Below are 16,086 nucleotides of genomic sequence, written 5' to 3' on the forward strand. Positions count from 1 at the left end.
GCTTGAAATGGGTATGGCGTGGGCGCCTGCGGACTGGCCGCAATTTCTCTCGAGGACCGACGAACGCAGGCTGCGTGCTGAGCTCAGGCGTATCGATGCAGCCAGCGCGGCATGAGCCCGGTGCTGGCCGAGAGAACGAGTTTGGGAAAAGAACTGCGATAGAAAATCATGGAGCGCTCCGGAGCAGTTGGCTGGCGAACGGATCGGAAGGGATCCGGTGTGGCTGGCCGTCCGGGGCGTCTTTGACCCTGTGGATCAGCCCGCCATCGACATCGATGCGATGGTCATGGGTTTTCGGACCTTTGTGGTCGGTGCTGATGAGCCTTCGCGCGCACCTGAGTGCCGCGAAGGGGAGAGGTGTCTAGCAGAAATTCTGGAAAATGCAAACCATCAAATATGTGTCCCTTGGCATACTGGACACCGGCGAGCGAATAGGCATTCTGCACGCAGGGCGTGCCGAGCGCGATGTTGAGCCGTTGGCGCGCACGGCTTCTCGTCTCCAATGTTCAGGTAAAGACATGACCGTTTCGTCCGATCACCATTCAGCCGATGCGCTCGAGCGCCGCAAGCTCCGGGCCAGTACTTGGTTCGAGACATTGCGCGACGACATCCATCGCCGCCTGGAAGCGTTGGAGGACGAGTTTGGCGACAATGGCTCCGGCGCGCCCGCCGGCCGTTTCGAGCGCAAAGCCTGGTTGCGCGAAGAGGGCACTGGCGGTGGTGGCGTGATGGGCCTGCTCAAAGGCCGGCTGTTTGAGAAGGCGGGCTGCCACGTCTCGACCGTTTACGGCGCATTCTCCCCCGATTTTGCCAGGCAGATTCCCGGAGCCGACCAGGACCCCCGCTTCTTCGCGACCGGCATTTCGCTGATCGTGCACCCGCTCAACCCCAATGTGCCGACCGTGCACATGAATACCCGTTTCATCGTCACGAGCCGTGAATGGTTTGGCGGCGGCGCGGACCTGACCCCCGTGCTCGAGCGTCGCCGCACCCAGGATGATCCCGACGCGATCGCATTCCACACTGCCATGCGCCGCGCCTGCGAGGCGCATACTTGCGCTGATTATGCGCGCTACAAGGCATGGTGCGATGAGTATTTCTTCCTGCCCCACCGCAATGAGCCTCGCGGCATAGGCGGCATCTTTTTTGATCACCACAATAGCGGCGATTGGGATGCCGATTTTGCCTTTACCCAGGATGTTGGCCGCGCTTTCATCGATGTCTACGAGATGATCGTTCGCCGGAACATGCATATGCCATGGACCGACGATGATCGGCGCGAGCAGATCACGCGCCGGGGCCGTTATGTCGAGTTCAATCTTCTATACGACCGGGGCACCACCTTCGGGTTGAAGACCGGTGGAAATGTCGAGGCAATTCTCTCCTCCCTTCCACCGCTCGTTGCCTGGCCGTGACCCGATGAGGGTTGCCGAGGCAACAATTCTGGTAAAACTGAACTACCGTTCAGCAACGCCATTGCGCTTGCCTAACTGACAAGGCATCACCTCCGCTGAGGAGGAGTGATGTCTCATGAGTAGAATCGCCGGTCTGGACCGGTCGCGCTGGCGCACGCTGATTGCGGCGATCGCTTGCGTGACCGTCTTCGACATCACCCTGGGTCTGAGCTTTCCCTTATTCTCGCTGATCCTCGAGGATCGAGGCTATTCAGCCACCATGATCGGCATCCAGGCAAGTTTCGGACCTCTGGGTGTTCTGGCGGCGGGCCCCGTCATTCCACATCTGACCGCTCGCTTCGGCTCGAAGCGGGTTGCGCAGGCCTGCTGTGTCCTCGTCGCCCTGGTTTTGATGAGCTTCAAGCTCGTGGAGAGCATGTGGATTTGGTTGCCGCTCCGCTTCGTGCTGGGCGCTCTGGCCTGCACGCTCTTTGCTGTCTCGGAATCCTGGGTGGTGAGGACCGCCGAGGGGCCGTATCGCGGTCGGATCACCGCAATCTATGCAAGTATTCTGTCCGGTGGTTTTGCTCTGGGACCAGCCATGCTGCCCTTCACGGGTTTTCGCGGCTGGCTGCCCTTTTTGATCGGCGCGGGTATCATGTTTCTCGCCATCATCCCGATCACCTTCGTCGAGATCGATGATCAAAGCGATGGCACGGAAAAGCCGGCCTCCTTCTTTGGCTTCTTCGCCAGGGCGCCCATTCTGCTGCTCGCGGTGGGTGCCTTTGCATTGCTCGATGCGGCGGTGCTCGCGCTCTTTCCCCTGTATGGCCTGCGCCATGGCCTGTCGGTAAACCTCTCCACCTTTGCGCTCACCGTTCTCATCGCGGGCAATCTCATTCTGCAATTTCCGATAGGCTGGATCGGGGATCACCTGCCAAAGCGCAAGGTCATGCTGGCCTGCGCTTTCATAACTGCCCTCGCCGCGCTGTTCTTGCCCAAGGCTATGGGCACGGTACTCATGTGGCCTCTGCTCGTGCTGATTGGGGCATGCGGCTTTGGCATCTATACCATGGCCATTGCCATTCTGGGCGAGCGCTATAAGGGGCCTGAGCTCGTGGCCGGCGCGGCAGCCTTTGCCTCCATGTGGGGACTCGGCGGCATGGTGGGACCGAGTCTTGGCGGCTGGTCCATGGAGCTTTTCGGCGCCGATGGTTTTCCCCTGGCGATGTCGTTTGTGTTCTTTGCCTTTTCAGGGCTCATCATTCTTCGTGATCGGAAAAGATAGTCGGTTCACTCCTTAAAAATCCGTAAGGGCACATCATGGGACTCGCGCTGCGGTGGGCGTTATGCTACCTATGATTGTGTAAACGCCTTGGGATGGTGCAAGGAAGCGCGTCCAGGCAATCGCTTCATTGGTGAGGAGTATTTCAACGTGGCATCTCTCTTTGGAAAGATCGCTAGTAAGGTAGGCAATCTGGCCCCGATTGCTTCATCAGTCCTGCACAGCGCAGAGGCATTTCATCCAACAGCAGCTCTAGCCGGTTTGGCGAAGCCTGGCTTCAACCCGGGGCATGCTGGCGATCACGGGCCGGCGCCTTCGCACAATAGCGCCGGCGCAGCTGCCGGAGCGGTCCAAGCCGCCGCGGCGAAGCCGGCCAGCCTGTCGGATCTCATCATCCAGGCGGGTGTCGGCACCCTAAGTGGGATAGTGCCAATGTTCGGGATCGCGTATTGGCAGCAGAAACAGATGGACAAGCAGGCGCAATTGCAGATGGAACAGAATAAAGCTCTCACGCAGGCGCAGCTAGATGCTCAGAACAAGCAGGTGGAACAACAGATCGTGCTTCAGTACGGCATCGAGAAGGGGGGCGAAGTCATTCAGCAATTGAAGGCCGCCGGCTATCTCGGTGGTCCCGGCACATCCACCGCTCATGCCCCGGCATTTGCCTTGTATTCCGCCGAAGCTGGCCACGCGCCAGATCAAGTGTCCGATCTTTGGTCTCAGCTGGCGAATCTGCACGGCGCTCAAAATCAAACAGCTTCTCACATGGGATAATTTAACGCGAATCGTTCAGCGAATTAATATATTGATTGTCATCGTTATATAGGATGTATTCAATAGTTTTGTTTATCGTTTGAAGTGTATTCTTACAATTTGGAGGTTGTATCATGAGTTTTATTGGTGAAGCGCTCGGACACGCCGGTCAAGCGGCAGGTCAAGTTGTGCAGGCTTGGGGCAGTTTCCTTGGTGGAGGTATTAAGGCCGCCGGGGATACTATCAGTGGTCTCGGCGGTCTGATCCATGACGGTCTGGATGCCCTAGGTGGTGCGCATAATCACAACTCGCATCCAACCCCGGATCCACACCCGAACCCGGATCCACACCCGAACCCGGATCCACACCCAAATGACAACCCCTGGGCCCATTGACGCGATGTTATAATCGATCGGGAAGTCTGGCGTGGGTTGAGGCCCGGGTGACCTCGATGAGCGTCGCCTGGGCTCGTGCTGTTGCATCGCAACTCTGGAACGTATGTCCCAGGGGGCGAGTTTTCTTGCCGGCGGTGGGGCAGCCAAATTAGGAGCAAGTCTACCGCTAAGGCGTTGCTAGGCTAGACAGTTTTCGTCGAGCCTGGAGCATTTCGAGCGAAGATACCGGTTCGCGTAAAGAAATCCAAATAAGCAAGAACTTAGACAGGTTCGCGATTCAAAGAAAAGTGGGAACGCTCTAACAGTCAGCTACCCCAGATGTCGGGCCAACGGCCGCGCAGAGGCGCTGCCCGGGTGAGCCTCTCCGCGCCGCTGAGATTCTTTCGGGGGCATCGCGCTTCCTCAACTTCTTCTGTGATCAGGTGGTTGCGGGCGATCTAAAGAGTTTTTGACCGGCTCGCGGGAAGCGCTGCCGCGCTCAAATTGCTTGCGCCACGCATATCGGATCGAAATATTTGCCAAGCAATCGTGATGAAATAGCGATCACGTGTGCAATATGTACGAATATTTCTATATCATCGTGTAAGTGTTATTGAATCTTTCCAATATATCATTTGGAAATAATTCTCATTCATAGTACATATTTCTACATGTTATTGTCTCGGAGAGTAAAATGGCTATTGCTGGTGCTTTATTGCCTGCTCTTGGGGAAGCTGCTGCAACAGTGCTCCCAGGAGTGATAGGGGCGGCTGCGCCGTCCCTCATTAGCTTAGGTGGAAATTTGCTTTCTGGCCTGTTCGGAGGCGGTGGTGATTCCGCCGGAACCAAAGGTGCCGCTCATGTTGGTGGAGGGTCAATTCTGGACAAGGCTCTGCTTACTGGCATGAATATGATCGATAAAGTAGGGCCAACTATCCTTTCGAAAATATTCGATCACGGTTCCCCTAACGGTGACCATACGCCGGACATCGGCGGCCATTCTGGCGGCGGCTTTGGTGGCGGTTATGGTTATCCCGGCTTCGGTGGCGGTTATAGTCATCCCGGCGGCGGCTCTGGTGGCTGGTTTGGCGGTCATCCTGGTGGCGGTCATCCTGGTGGCGTTCATCCTGGTGGCGGTTATGGTGGCTGGATCGCCGGTCATCCTGGTGGCGGTGGTTACGTCAGCCAGCCCGGCGGTGGCTTTGGCGGCGCCGCTTATGGCGAGTATACTGGCATGAAATTCGGTGGCGTTCATCCTGCCGGTTATGGTGGTGGTGGTTACGGCAGCCACCCCGGCGGAACCTTCGGTTATCCGGCTTCGTGGTATGGTGGCCATCCCGGTTACCAGCCAGCTGCTGGCGGCTTTGGCGGAGAGCACGTGCAAGTCCATGATGGCTTCTGGCCCAGTTAATGGGTCCAAAAGCCTGACCCTGTCTCAGCTGGATAGCGGAACTGCTTTCCAGCTTTAGACATCGTTTGGCCGCGGTTTCTCCACTGGGAAAAGATTGATGATCCCTTAGAGGCCGGTGAGTCCCGTCCTCGCGAGAAGCCGCGCCAAAAGGAGACACATCAGTGACAGCCGGATACAATGAGCTCGGCGCTGACCTTCAGCCCATGAATCTGCTGCATTCAGTGTTGAAGCTTATTTTTCTGCCAAGCCCATTTTCCCACGACCGGGACTTGGTCAAAACAACCGGTGGCATCTCCCAAAAGCTCGTCGGAGCGGCCACCAGCGATGGCGTTCCGACGATAATCGAATGCCCGCAAAACGACCCCTGTCATGACCCCGGAACGAGCCTTCTCGACAACCTGATCTAGCAGCGTAGCTCGTCCCAGAAACGGATTGCCGCATCTTTCAAATTGCATCACAGTGAGGCTGTCGGCCGGCCGTCTGGCACCGGCTGTTATCACTCAGCTCCGTGCTTCGGCCGGTGGAGGTGGCATGGCCCAGGTGTTTTCGCCGGGTGGTGGTCGCACTGCGCCCCGCGCCGAAAGTGTTCTTGTGGGCATGCTCCTTGTGATTTTTGCGGGCTGCCTCTGGAGCACGCAAGGATTGCTCATCCGTTTGATGGACGGCGCCGATCCCTGGCAGATCTTGCTGGTTCGCGGTCTCGGCATGGTGCTCGGCACGGTGCCAGTGCTCGTCATTCTCAGTGGAGGCAAGCCGTGGAGCCTCGTTCGCCAGGCAGGGTGGCGGGGTTTGGCCGCCGGACTGGCGATTGGAGCATCCGGCATCTTCTTCGTTGTCGCCCTCAACTTCACCACGATCGCCAATGCGGTGTTCATGGTCGGGGCAGGGCCCTTCTTTGCAGCATTTCTGGGCCGTTGGATCCTGGCGGAGAAGGTGAGGCGAGAAACCTGGATCGCCATGGCTGCAAGCCTGTTCGGCGTCTTCTTGATGGTCTTCGATGGGCTCGAGAGCGGGCGTATGATCGGCAGCATTCTTATGCTCTTTTCGACCCTTGCCTTCGCCGGCTATAGCATCATCCTGAAAAGTGCCGCCGGGAGGGACATGAATCCGGCAACCCTGCACAAAGGTCTGGTTGAGGCAGCCGTCGCGGCCTTCGTCCTCCTCGGCGCGGGTCTGTGGACCGAAAGCGGCGCCGGTGCTGATGTAAGTCCGGCGATGTCCGTCAGGGATGTTCTGCTTGGGCTCGCGATCGGCCTGCTGCTGGCCCTGGGCATGCTGCTCTTCACCTTGGGCGCGCGCCGACTTTCTCCGGCCGAAATGACATTGGGGTCGCTCACCGAGCTCGTGCTGAGCCCGATTTGGGTTTGGCTCTTTGTGCATGAAGTGCCGGACAGGCTCACCCTCGCTGGCGGCGCGATCATCATTTCCGCCATTATCTATCAGGCGGTGACCGGCGCCCGCCGCGCCCGCCCGCCCGCCGTCGTTTGATCTGCGCGAATTTTTTTAACGTTCAACCTTAAGTATAGTCCATTGCCCTCAACCGCGGCTTGGGATTATTAAAGCCGGCGACAGGGAATGAGGTAAGCGTATGAAAGATCTGCTGAATGGATTTCGTCGGTTTCGAGAGCAATCCTGGCCGGAGCTGCAGTCGCTGTTCGGATCTCTGGCGACCCGCGGACAGTCTCCAAGGTCCCTCGTCATCGCCTGCTCGGATTCGCGCATCGACCCTCATTTGATTTTTCAGACGGCTCCGGGCGAGATCTTTGTCGTCCGCAATGTCGCCAATCTGGTCCCGCCCTACCAGCCGGATGCGGAATATCACGGAACCAGCGCGGCCATCGAGTTTGCCGTGCGCAATCTGAAGGTGCAGCACGTCATCGTCCTTGGGCACTCATCCTGTGGAGGTGTCGGCGCGCTGCTCCATGGCCCGGACGGAAGCTTCGACTTCGTCTCCCACTGGATGTCGATTGCCACAACGGCGCGCGAGGCCGCCCTGGCGCGCGCGGCCGAGGGGATAGAGGAAGCGCATGTTCAGCGGCTTTGCGAGCGGGAGGTGATTAAGGTCTCACTGGATAACCTTAAGACCTTCCCATGGGTTGCTGAACGGGTCTCCGCGGGCCAGCTTGCGCTTCATGGCATGCTGTTCGACATAGAAGCCGGTAATCTCGAATTGCTCGATCCGGCCACAGGCGAATTCGCGCCGCTAGGGGTCGAGAACGGAAAGCCCGCTTGAGAGTCCCAGGAGGCAGGAGAGGGGTCTCTCCTGCCTCACGTACTTTCGAGCGTCACCGCAGCCTCGAGGATACCCTCGAACAGTGCCGCTGCCTTTACATTGATCTCTGGCAGCTCGGCCCCGATCTCAGCCGAAATCTGCTGCTCACCCTCGGGGCCCCGTGTTTTCTCGGCCAGCCGTTTGAAGGCCTTCATCGCGCTCCAGGCGGCGATGGTCTCCCGAGAGGCTTCCGCATGGAACTGCAGCCCGAAGGCATGCGGGCCGACTTGGATGGCCTGCACGGCACAAATTTCGGAGGAGGCAAGCACCTTTGCATCCGCTGGCGGGGTCTTGACCTCCGCCCCATGCCATTGCATCCACCGGCTCGTTGGGGGGAGGGTCGCAAAAGGCGGAGCCACACGTCCAGCCTCGGTGACACTGACCTCGTGCAGACCGAACTCCACCTGCGCGCCCGGGCCGACCTCGCCGCCAAGCGCATCGGCGAGCAATTGATGGCCGAGGCAGATCCCGAGATAAGGCTTGCCAAGATCGCTCACCCAGTTGCGGATCGCCGCCTTCTCTGCGATGAGCCACGGGAACTTATCTTCCTGCCACACATCCTGGACCCCGCCCATGACCAGAAGCAGGTCATAGTCCTGCAGCGCCGGTATCGCATCGCCGCGATAGAAATGGACCACGTCCCAGGACAGGCCGCGTGCCTTCATAAGATCCGCAAAGAGACCGGGTCCTTCCAGCTCCATATGCTGAAAGATGAGCACACGCGCTGGATGCTCTTCCTTTTTCATTGCGGAGTCCTGGAGCGCACAGCGGGCAGGATCAGGTTTTCCGCCCGGCATTGGCGGCGGTCGTGCTGGCAGGACATGGGCTTACCGTCGGGTGTGTAGCAGAGCCGGATATTGCTGAGCCGGGCCTCATTCCGCCTGTTGCCGCAATAGACCCCGATCATCGTCTCGTCGAGCCCGGGATTGGCCGCCACGAAATCGCTGCGCAGCTGATCCGGCGTCGTGATGATGTCCTCGCTCGGCGCCTGATATTTCTCCGGAATGTTAAGCTGACCGAACAGGTTTCGAATGAGAGCGAAATAGTCGTCCTGCTCGAGATTTGAGCAGGTCCCATGCCGCCGCCATTCATGGATGATCAGCCGTTTGGACGGCATGATGTCCAGCATGGATGCGATCGTCTCATCCGGAACCCAGCGCTCTGCTGGTTCGCAGAAATCGGGCCATCCCTTCTGATATTGCGGCCAAAGACCATGGACGATGAATGCATAGGGTCTTTCCCCATTGCATTGCGCCGTATCGCGCCGGCCGCTGCTGGTCGCGCAATAGCTCGGCGACCAGGACAGCACCAACAGATAATAGTCGAAATTCCCGGGGCTCTCGCCGCGCGCGAAGCTTGGAGATGGGTTAATGCTGATCGCAAGCAAGCCAATGACGGCTGCCAGGTATCTCAAGAGACAGGTCATGGACAAACATCCCCAGAGGCGGGAGCTGGCCGGCGGGGGTCCGGGCACTGTCTGAACTATGATAGAAGCCCAACGCCGCCGCAAGTCGATTCAGGGCTGCGGCGGCGGGTTTTCAGGCATGTTGGTTGAGAGAATTTTCTCCTTCGGGATGTCCCGACATCCCGGCCGTTCGTCGGCGCTCGATCTCCCGGTTCACCCGCTTGACCGCCGCCGAGAGGATATCCCGTCGCATTTTGGACCCGGTCCCGTCCGCCTCCTGCGGTGCGCCGATCGCCTTGGGCTGGGCGACGCCCGGCTGCAGCAACTTACGGCTGTTCCCCGCGGTTTCCCTGATTTCCCGCAATCGCTTCCTCAGCTTGAGCAGATCGGGGGATTGGACGTTCCGAAGTTCCGGGAAATGCGTTTTATCAAGGAGGCTGATCTCCTCCTCGGACAGATAGCGCCGTTCGGTTTTTCTGCTGCGGGCCATATGCCTTCATCCTCCGGAATCGTAGGTGCCGCTCCGGCATTCTTGTTCCCGTGGGGCCGGTGCGCGTTCGACACTGCTAACGCCGCACGCGCGATGAAGTTGCGAAGCTGGGATCAGACCTTCGATCATGTCAGAGACGTGAGGGGAGGTTGCTTCGGTGTGCTTGGAATGGCTTGCGCAATGCCGTAGATAGGCACTGCATTGTCCTAGCTATTTCGAGAGAGCCATGTCCTATCCTGCTGGTGCCGGCGAGCTGCCGCGCCTTTCCCTGATGATTTTCGGGTCGCGATGGCTGCAGTTGCCACTCTATCTCGGCCTCATCGTTGCCCAGGTGATTTACGTCCTTCTGTTCATGAAGGAGCTTTGGCACCTGGTGATGCACGCCGCCGAATTCGGCGAACAGCAGATCATGCTCGTCGTCCTGGGCCTCATCGATGTCGTGATGATCTCAAACCTTCTGGTGATGGTCATCGTTGGCGGCTATGAGACCTTCGTCTCCCGGTTGAGGCTGCAAGGCCACCCGGACGAGCCGGAATGGCTGAGCCACGTCAATGCCGGCATTCTCAAGATCAAGCTCGCAATGGCGATCATCGGCATCTCCTCGATTCACCTCCTGCGCACCTTCATCGAGGCCGGTAATCTCGGCAGCGAAGGCTCGCGCTACGCCGAGGCTGGCATTCTCTGGCAGACGCTCATCCATTGCGTGTTCATCCTGTCCGCGATCGGCATCGCCTTTGTCGAGCGCCTGTCGCATTTCGGGCCCGGCAAATACCACCACAAATCATCCTTGTCCGAACAGGCCGCTCCCAGCGCTCCTACGCCAAGCCCGGCCGCACATTAAGGAGGGCGGCGTCCACCAGCAGCGCGCAGGAGGGAGCGGGACCTGTCGTGGGAACGGGTGCGGGTGCGCGCTCGTTGTGCTCCAGGAGCAAATCCTGCGAGGCAGTTATGACGCGCATTACCTATGAAGTCGTCGAGCATGATGGCGGTTGGGCTTATCGGCTCGGCGATGTCTATTCGGAAACCTTCGCCACCCGCGAGGAGGCCTTGGATGCCGCTCAGCGAGTGGCCCGCGAGCAGGAAATGCCGGGGCCGAGCGCAACCATCGAATACGAGGACAGCAAAGGCCGCTGGCATCAGGAGGAGGCCTCCGGCGACGATCGGCCTGAAACCGAAGTGAAGGCCTGAGCCAAGTCGCAACCTTCTCCCATGGCTCCGTGTTCCCGACGCAAGACATTGCTCAGGACTCAAGGGATCAGCCATGGACACGAATTTCCCGAAGCCGCCATTTGATACGCCTCAGCAGCCGGTGCCGGGGCTCACCGGCGCGATGAAGCCCAAGCCCGATCATGGCGAGACGAGCTATCGTGGATCGGGCCGGCTGAATGGCAAGGCCGCCATCATCACCGGCGGCGATTCCGGCATCGGCCGTGCCGTTGCCATCGCATTTGCCAGGGAGGGAGCGGACGTCCTCATCTCCTATCTGAACGAACATGAGGATGCGGAAGACACGGCCAAGCAGGTGGAAGCTTCAGGCCGGAAATGCCTCCTCGTGCCGGGCGACATCTCTGCCGCGGCGCACTGCCGTCGCATCATCGCCCAGGCGGCCGAAGCCTTTGGCCGCATCGATATCCTCGTCAACAATGCGGCCCATCAGATGAGCTTTTCATCTCTCGATGAGATCTCCGATGATGAATGGGAGCGCACCTTCGCCATCAACATCTCGGCCATGTTCTATCTGGTGAAAGCGGCATTGCCCCACATGAAGCCGGGAGCCTCGATCATCAATACCGCGTCCATTAATGCCGACAGCCCGAACCCTGGTCTCTTGCCCTATGCAACGACCAAGGGAGCGATCCAGAACTTCACGGCCGGCCTTGCGCAATTGCTTGCTGAAAAGGGCATTCGCGCGAACGCCGTTGCGCCGGGCCCCATCTGGACACCGCTCATTCCCTCGACGATGCCGCCCGACAGCGTGAAGTCCTTCGGCAAGCAGGTTCCGATGCAGCGGCCGGGCCAGCCTGTCGAAGTGGCGCCCATCTATGTGATGCTGGCATCTGACGAGGCGAGCTATGTCTCGGGCGCCACTATTGCGGTCACCGGCGGCAAGCCAATCATCTAAGTGTGCCTGCAAGGCGCTTCAGGAAGGATGGTGCATCCTTCGTTAGCTGAAGGTGAACAGAAGGCGCGCCAGGCCTGTCGAGCGTCTCAAGCCTTCACGCCTGTCTCGCGCAGGATGGCGATGAGGCTCGTTGCTGCCCGTGGCAGCGTTATCAGGCTCTCGCTCAACGGCTTGCCTTGGGTGAAGATCACCAGCGTGAATGGCGCCAACCCCGGCACCTCGATACGCGCCGCATCATGCCGCCGATAGCTTGCGCGCTCGTCCCCGGTCCAGCCGGTCCAGCCGGCCTTCGACCAGAGCTTGGCATCCTGTGGGAGATCCTGGCCGAAATAGCCGTTGATCTGCGCTGAAGGATGCGCCTCGACCCAAGCCCGGTCGAAGGGCCGTGACAGGAGGCTCCGCATTGCCTTGCGGCTGTCATCGCAGAAATGGGCATCATCGAAGATCGCGTGCATCAGCCGCGCCGTCGCATTGGTGGTCAGCGCATTATGCCCGAGCGCATCCACGAGCTGCCTCTCCCGGCCGTAGCGATCATCATCCATGTTCTTCTGCGCCACATTGATCGGCGTCATTTCCGGCCAACCGAAGCTGCGGATCCAGCGATTGGCCCAGCTGCGCTTGTCGATCCAATCATCCAGCGCTTGCCCCTCAAGCAGCGTATCGCCGGTCGTGCCCGTCACGAGATCGATGATGTAATTGGTCGCCGTGTTGCTCGACCATTTGATCATGTCATGAAGTGCCCTATCGAGCTCCGCATGCGGCTTGATCGCGCCCGTCTCTAGGCAATGATAGGCGGCGGCCATCCAGAAGATCTTGATCACCGAGCACGGATAGAACGGTTTATCGCCGTTATGCGCAAAGCCTTTGGGCGCGCCACCCCGACTGGGATGCAAAAGCAGCGTGACGCAGAGCGTGTCCGCTGTAAGCCCGAGCTCTGCATTGTCTCTCAAGGTCGTTGCGACGAGCCGTTCGCCGATCTCGGTGGTTGTCGGGTCCATTTCGAAGAACGCCATGGTTTAGCCATTGACTCCCAGTGTCGGTTGCACGTGAATGACCCAGCGCGTCTGAGTAAGGGGAACGGTTTACTCCATACGCCAAATTCGTCGATTTCGTCAGGAGACAAAAATGAGAAAGCGCCTAAGCGCCGCAATTCTCGGCATCCTTATGGCGGCCGCAGCCCCATTGGCCACCATGGCACAGGATAGCTCCACCTTCCGACTGGGCATTTATCAGGATGCGCAGACCCTCGATCCGATTGCATCGAGCGACAACGGCTCGATCTGGGTGCAGCTGCTGATCTACGATACGCTGATCCGCCCGAGTAAGGATGGCACCCAGCTTGAGCCCGGCCTTGCCGAGAGCTGGACCTCCAATGCCGAGGGCACCGAGTTCACCTTCAAATTGCGCGATGCCAAGTTCTCGGACGGAACGCCGGTGACGGCGAACGACGTGATCGCCTCACTCAAGCGGGCGCAGGGTGATCAGTCCAATTGGAAGCGCTTTTTCGCGCCGATCACCAAGATGGAGGCGGTTGATGGGAAGACCGTGAAGCTGGGCCTCGACAAGCCCTTCACGCCGCTCCTCAACAACCTCGCCATGTTCAGCGCCTCGATCTTGCCTGCCAAGCAATTGGAGGAGAAGGGCGCCGCCTTCTTCGATGCGCCCATCGGCTCGGGCCCGTTCACCCTCAAGAACTGGGCGCGAGGCAACAAGATCGAGCTTGCCGCCAATCCGAACTACTGGCAGGCCGGCAAGCCGTCGGTGAAGCAGGCTGACCTCATGATCATCGGCGAGGACAATAGCCGTGTGCTGCAATTGCAGGCCGGCCAGATCGACGCCATGCTCAACGTGCCGGTGAACCAGATGCAGTCGATCGGCAGCTCTGGCGACATTACCGCCAAGGTGGCCCCGGTATTCCGGATCGATTTCGTGCAGCTGAACAATCGCGAAAAGCCCTTCGATGATCCGCGCGTGCGCCAGGCCCTTAACTATGCGGTGGATAAAGAAGGCATCATCCAGGGCATTCTGTTCGGCACCGCGACCCCGGCCACCTCGTCGATGCCGGTGATGCGCTATCACAACGAGGAGCTGAAGCCCTATGCCTATGATCCCGCCAAGGCGAAGGAGCTCTTGAAGGAGGCGGGCCTCGCCGATGGCTTCTCCACCAACATGCTGGTGACCTCTGGCGATGCCACGGCACAGCAGGTGGCCGCCGCCATTCAGGCCAATCTGCAGGAGGTGGGCGTCAAGGCTGAGCTGCAGCTCATCGAATCCGGCACCCAGTGGGACACCACCAAGAGCGGCAAATATCAGATGTCGCTCAGCTATGCGACAAGCGACACCATTGACCCCGACCAGCTGATCGGCTTTACCGCCGTCAATCCCGAGCGTGCCAATGCCTACCACACCGAGTGGAAGAACGAGCGTCTGAACGAGCTCTATGCACAGGAACGCGTGACGCCTGACGGCCCCGAGCGTGAGAAGATGTTCAAGGAGATGGAGCAGCTGGTCCATGACGGCGCCCCATACATCTTTCTCTATAACAAGGGCGCGACCTATGCCTTCCGCAACAATGTCGAAGGCTTCGAGGTGCTGCCCACGTCGAACTGGCGGCTTGAAGACGTCGTGGTGAAGTAACCGCATCGGTTGGGAGCCTCGCCGGCTCCAACCGAGAGGGCCCGCTTCCGAGCACCCAGTCCATAACGGCCTGTGCCGGGATGGACTGGCTTTGTTACGTTCCGAGCTGCGCCCGGAACTGGTGAACTCTATGACTTTGCTCCTGTTTTTCTTGCGGCGTTTGATCCAGCTCCTGCCGGTGATGATCGGCATCACCATCGTCGCCTTCATTCTCTTGCGCATTCTACCGGGCGATCCGGCATCGCTGATGATCGGCGCCCGCGGCAGTGAGGCCGATGTTGAGGCTTTGCGCCAGCAGTTGGGTCTCAATGCGCCGCTCTGGCAGCAATATCTCACCTTTCTCGGCGATGTGCTCAACGGCTCCTTCGGCCAGTCTGTCGTGCAACGCCGGCCCGTATCCCTTGTGGTGGCGGAACGCTTATGGCCGACCATTGCGCTGGTCGCCTATGCCACCGTGCTCGCCATCATCATCACCCTGCCGCTCGCCACCATCTCGGCCATCAAGCGCAACTCGCTCATTGACTTCTCAATCCAGGCCGTATTCGTGGCGGTGATGTCGATGCCGGCCTTCTGGCTGGGTGTGTTGCTCATCCTGCTGCTCGGCATCAAGCTGCCACTGTTTCCCGTCGCGGGCTACGGAACCGGCTTTCTGGACCGGCTATGGCACCTGTTCCTGCCCGCCCTCGTGATCGCGCTGGGAACCTCGGCCCTCACCATCCGCAGCCTGCGCAGCAGCCTCATCGCCGTACGCTCTGCGGAATTTGTCGATACGGCCCGCTCCAAGGGCCTGAACGAAGGCGAGGTTCTGCGCCGGCACATCATGCGCAACTCGCTCATCAGCACGGTCTCGGTGCTCAGCGTGCATACGAGCTGGGTGATCGGCGGCACAGTGGTGATCGAGGCAGTCTTTGCTCTGCCTGGGCTGGGCAATCTGCTCGTCACCTCGGTATTTGCGCGCGACTACCCCGTCGTCCAGGGGCTGACCATCGTCTTCGCGTTGCTGGTGATGGCCATCAGCATCCTCACCGATTTGGCCTATGCCGCCATCGACCCGCGGATCCGCCTGCAATGACCATGACCACCACCGCTGCAGCCCCCGCGACGCGCAAGCGTCGGAAGCTCAATACACAGCTGGTCGCCGGCCTGATCATGCTGGCACTCCTGCTCGTTGCCGTCTGGGGCGCGCCGCTCTTCGTGCCCTATGATCCGCTGAAGGTGAACTTTGGCAGCGCCCTCAGGCCGCCCAGCCCCGAGCATTGGTTCGGCACCGACAATCTCGGTCGCGATATCCTCGCCCGCGTGCTTGCCGCCGGCAAAACCGACCTGCAGATCGCCGTTGTCTGTGTGGCGCTGCCCTTCTTTCTAGGCTCGATAGCAGGTGCAATTGCCGGCTATTTCGGCGGTGTGGTCGATCGCATCATCTCAGGGATTATCGATATTCTCTGGGCCTTTCCGTTTTACGTGCTGGTCATCGCCATTGTCGGCACGCTAGGCCCGTCGACCGGCAATATCTATCTCGCCTTCACCCTGGTGGTCTGGATTTCCTTCGCGCGTATCGTGCGCGGCGAGGTCCTCGTCGTGCGCGAGACGGAATATGTGATGGCCGCCCGCATGCTGGGCTTCAGCCATGCGCGCATCATCCTGCGTCACGTGCTGCCCAACGCGATCACCCCCGCCTTGGTCTATGCCATGGCCGATGTGGTGCTCACCATCCTGGCGATCACTTCCCTGAGCTTCTTAGGGCTTGGCGTTCAGCCGCCCACGCCGGAATGGGGCATCATGATCGCCGACGGCCGCAACTTCATCTTCAATGCGTGGTGGATGTCGACCTTCCCCGGGCTGGCCATCATCTACACCGGCATTGCCTTCACCCTGATCGGCGATGGGCTCGATACGGCCCTCCGCCCCAAAGGCTAAGCGTTCGTGGAAACTCTGCTCTCTAT

16 protein-coding genes are annotated in these 16,086 nt (G+C 59.7%); 12 read left to right on the plus strand and 4 right to left on the minus strand.

The window, feature by feature from the left end:
- Positions 1-518: 518 nt before the first annotated feature.
- The 6 genes from hemF to RCF49_RS18765 all read left to right on the plus strand — a co-directional run bounded on the left by hemF (position 519) and on the right by RCF49_RS18765 (position 7,450).
- Positions 519-1,415: an oxygen-dependent coproporphyrinogen oxidase gene (hemF, locus tag RCF49_RS18740; protein ID WP_342641306.1), complete on the plus strand. Its 897-nt coding sequence runs from the start codon at positions 519-521 to the stop codon at positions 1,413-1,415.
- Positions 1,416-1,530: 115 nt separating this feature from the next.
- Complete coding sequence (locus RCF49_RS18745; protein WP_342641307.1) at positions 1,531-2,682, plus strand: MFS transporter; 1,152 nt, start codon at positions 1,531-1,533, stop codon at positions 2,680-2,682.
- A gap of 147 nt (positions 2,683-2,829) precedes the next feature.
- Positions 2,830-3,453 carry a hypothetical protein gene (locus tag RCF49_RS18750; RefSeq protein WP_342641308.1) on the plus strand — a complete coding sequence of 208 codons (624 nt, stop codon included), beginning with the start codon at positions 2,830-2,832 and terminating at the stop codon, positions 3,451-3,453.
- Positions 3,454-4,500: 1,047 nt separating this feature from the next.
- Positions 4,501-5,217 (plus strand): hypothetical protein, encoded by a 717-nt coding sequence (locus RCF49_RS18755; RefSeq protein ID WP_342641309.1) that lies wholly within the window; start codon positions 4,501-4,503, stop codon positions 5,215-5,217.
- 531 nt (positions 5,218-5,748) lie between these two features.
- A complete protein-coding gene (locus tag RCF49_RS18760) occupies positions 5,749-6,705 on the plus strand; it encodes a DMT family transporter (protein WP_342641310.1) in 957 nt (318 codons plus the stop codon).
- A 100-nt stretch (positions 6,706-6,805) separates the two neighbouring features.
- Positions 6,806-7,450, plus strand: a complete 645-nt coding sequence (locus RCF49_RS18765; RefSeq protein WP_342641311.1) for a carbonic anhydrase — start codon at positions 6,806-6,808, stop codon at positions 7,448-7,450.
- 35 nt (positions 7,451-7,485) lie between these two features.
- On the opposite strand, the gene RCF49_RS18770 is transcribed toward RCF49_RS18765, so the two are convergent.
- The 3 genes from RCF49_RS18770 to RCF49_RS18780 all read right to left on the minus strand — a co-directional run bounded on the left by RCF49_RS18770 (position 7,486) and on the right by RCF49_RS18780 (position 9,384).
- Positions 7,486-8,235, minus strand: a complete 750-nt coding sequence (locus tag RCF49_RS18770) for a type 1 glutamine amidotransferase (RefSeq protein ID WP_342641312.1) — start codon at positions 8,233-8,235, stop codon at positions 7,486-7,488.
- Positions 8,232-8,915 carry a ribonuclease T2 gene (locus RCF49_RS18775; protein WP_342641313.1) on the minus strand — a complete coding sequence of 228 codons (684 nt, stop codon included), beginning with the start codon at positions 8,913-8,915 and terminating at the stop codon, positions 8,232-8,234. Before RCF49_RS18775 ends, RCF49_RS18770 begins: the two co-directional genes overlap by 4 nt.
- A 112-nt stretch (positions 8,916-9,027) precedes the next feature.
- On the minus strand, positions 9,028-9,384 hold the full coding sequence (locus RCF49_RS18780) for a hypothetical protein (RefSeq protein WP_342641314.1): 357 nt from the start codon (positions 9,382-9,384) through the stop codon (positions 9,028-9,030).
- 226 nt (positions 9,385-9,610) lie between these two features.
- Between RCF49_RS18780 and RCF49_RS18785 the strand changes: the two genes are divergently transcribed.
- The 3 genes from RCF49_RS18785 (at position 9,611) to RCF49_RS18795 (ending at position 11,506) form a co-directional block, all read left to right on the plus strand.
- Positions 9,611-10,225: a TIGR00645 family protein gene (locus RCF49_RS18785; RefSeq protein WP_342641315.1), complete on the plus strand. Its 615-nt coding sequence runs from the start codon at positions 9,611-9,613 to the stop codon at positions 10,223-10,225.
- A 107-nt stretch (positions 10,226-10,332) separates the two neighbouring features.
- Complete coding sequence (locus tag RCF49_RS18790) at positions 10,333-10,572, plus strand: DUF2188 domain-containing protein (protein WP_342641316.1); 240 nt, start codon at positions 10,333-10,335, stop codon at positions 10,570-10,572.
- 73 nt (positions 10,573-10,645) lie between these two features.
- Positions 10,646-11,506 (plus strand): SDR family oxidoreductase, encoded by an 861-nt coding sequence (locus tag RCF49_RS18795; RefSeq protein WP_342641317.1) that lies wholly within the window; start codon positions 10,646-10,648, stop codon positions 11,504-11,506.
- 86 nt (positions 11,507-11,592) lie between these two features.
- Here the strand turns inward: RCF49_RS18795 and RCF49_RS18800 are convergent, their stop codons facing one another.
- On the minus strand, positions 11,593-12,519 hold the full coding sequence (locus RCF49_RS18800) for a serine hydrolase (protein ID WP_342641318.1): 927 nt from the start codon (positions 12,517-12,519) through the stop codon (positions 11,593-11,595).
- A 112-nt stretch (positions 12,520-12,631) separates the two neighbouring features.
- Between RCF49_RS18800 and RCF49_RS18805 the strand changes: the two genes are divergently transcribed.
- From RCF49_RS18805 to RCF49_RS18815, 3 genes are all read left to right on the plus strand, one after another.
- Entirely contained in the window at positions 12,632-14,143 is a 1,512-nt protein-coding gene (locus RCF49_RS18805) for an ABC transporter substrate-binding protein (RefSeq protein ID WP_342641319.1), read from the plus strand.
- Between the two features lie 130 nt (positions 14,144-14,273).
- Positions 14,274-15,215, plus strand: coding sequence for an ABC transporter permease (locus tag RCF49_RS18810; protein ID WP_342641320.1), 942 nt, complete (start codon positions 14,274-14,276; stop codon positions 15,213-15,215).
- Positions 15,212-16,060 (plus strand): ABC transporter permease, encoded by an 849-nt coding sequence (locus RCF49_RS18815; protein ID WP_342641321.1) that lies wholly within the window; start codon positions 15,212-15,214, stop codon positions 16,058-16,060. The genes RCF49_RS18810 and RCF49_RS18815 overlap by 4 nt, the downstream gene beginning before the upstream one ends.
- Positions 16,061-16,086 lie beyond the last annotated feature (26 nt).

This window comes from Rhodoligotrophos sp. CJ14 (assembly GCF_038811545.1).
Classification (GTDB): domain Bacteria; phylum Pseudomonadota; class Alphaproteobacteria; order Rhizobiales; family Im1; genus Rhodoligotrophos; species Rhodoligotrophos ferricapiens.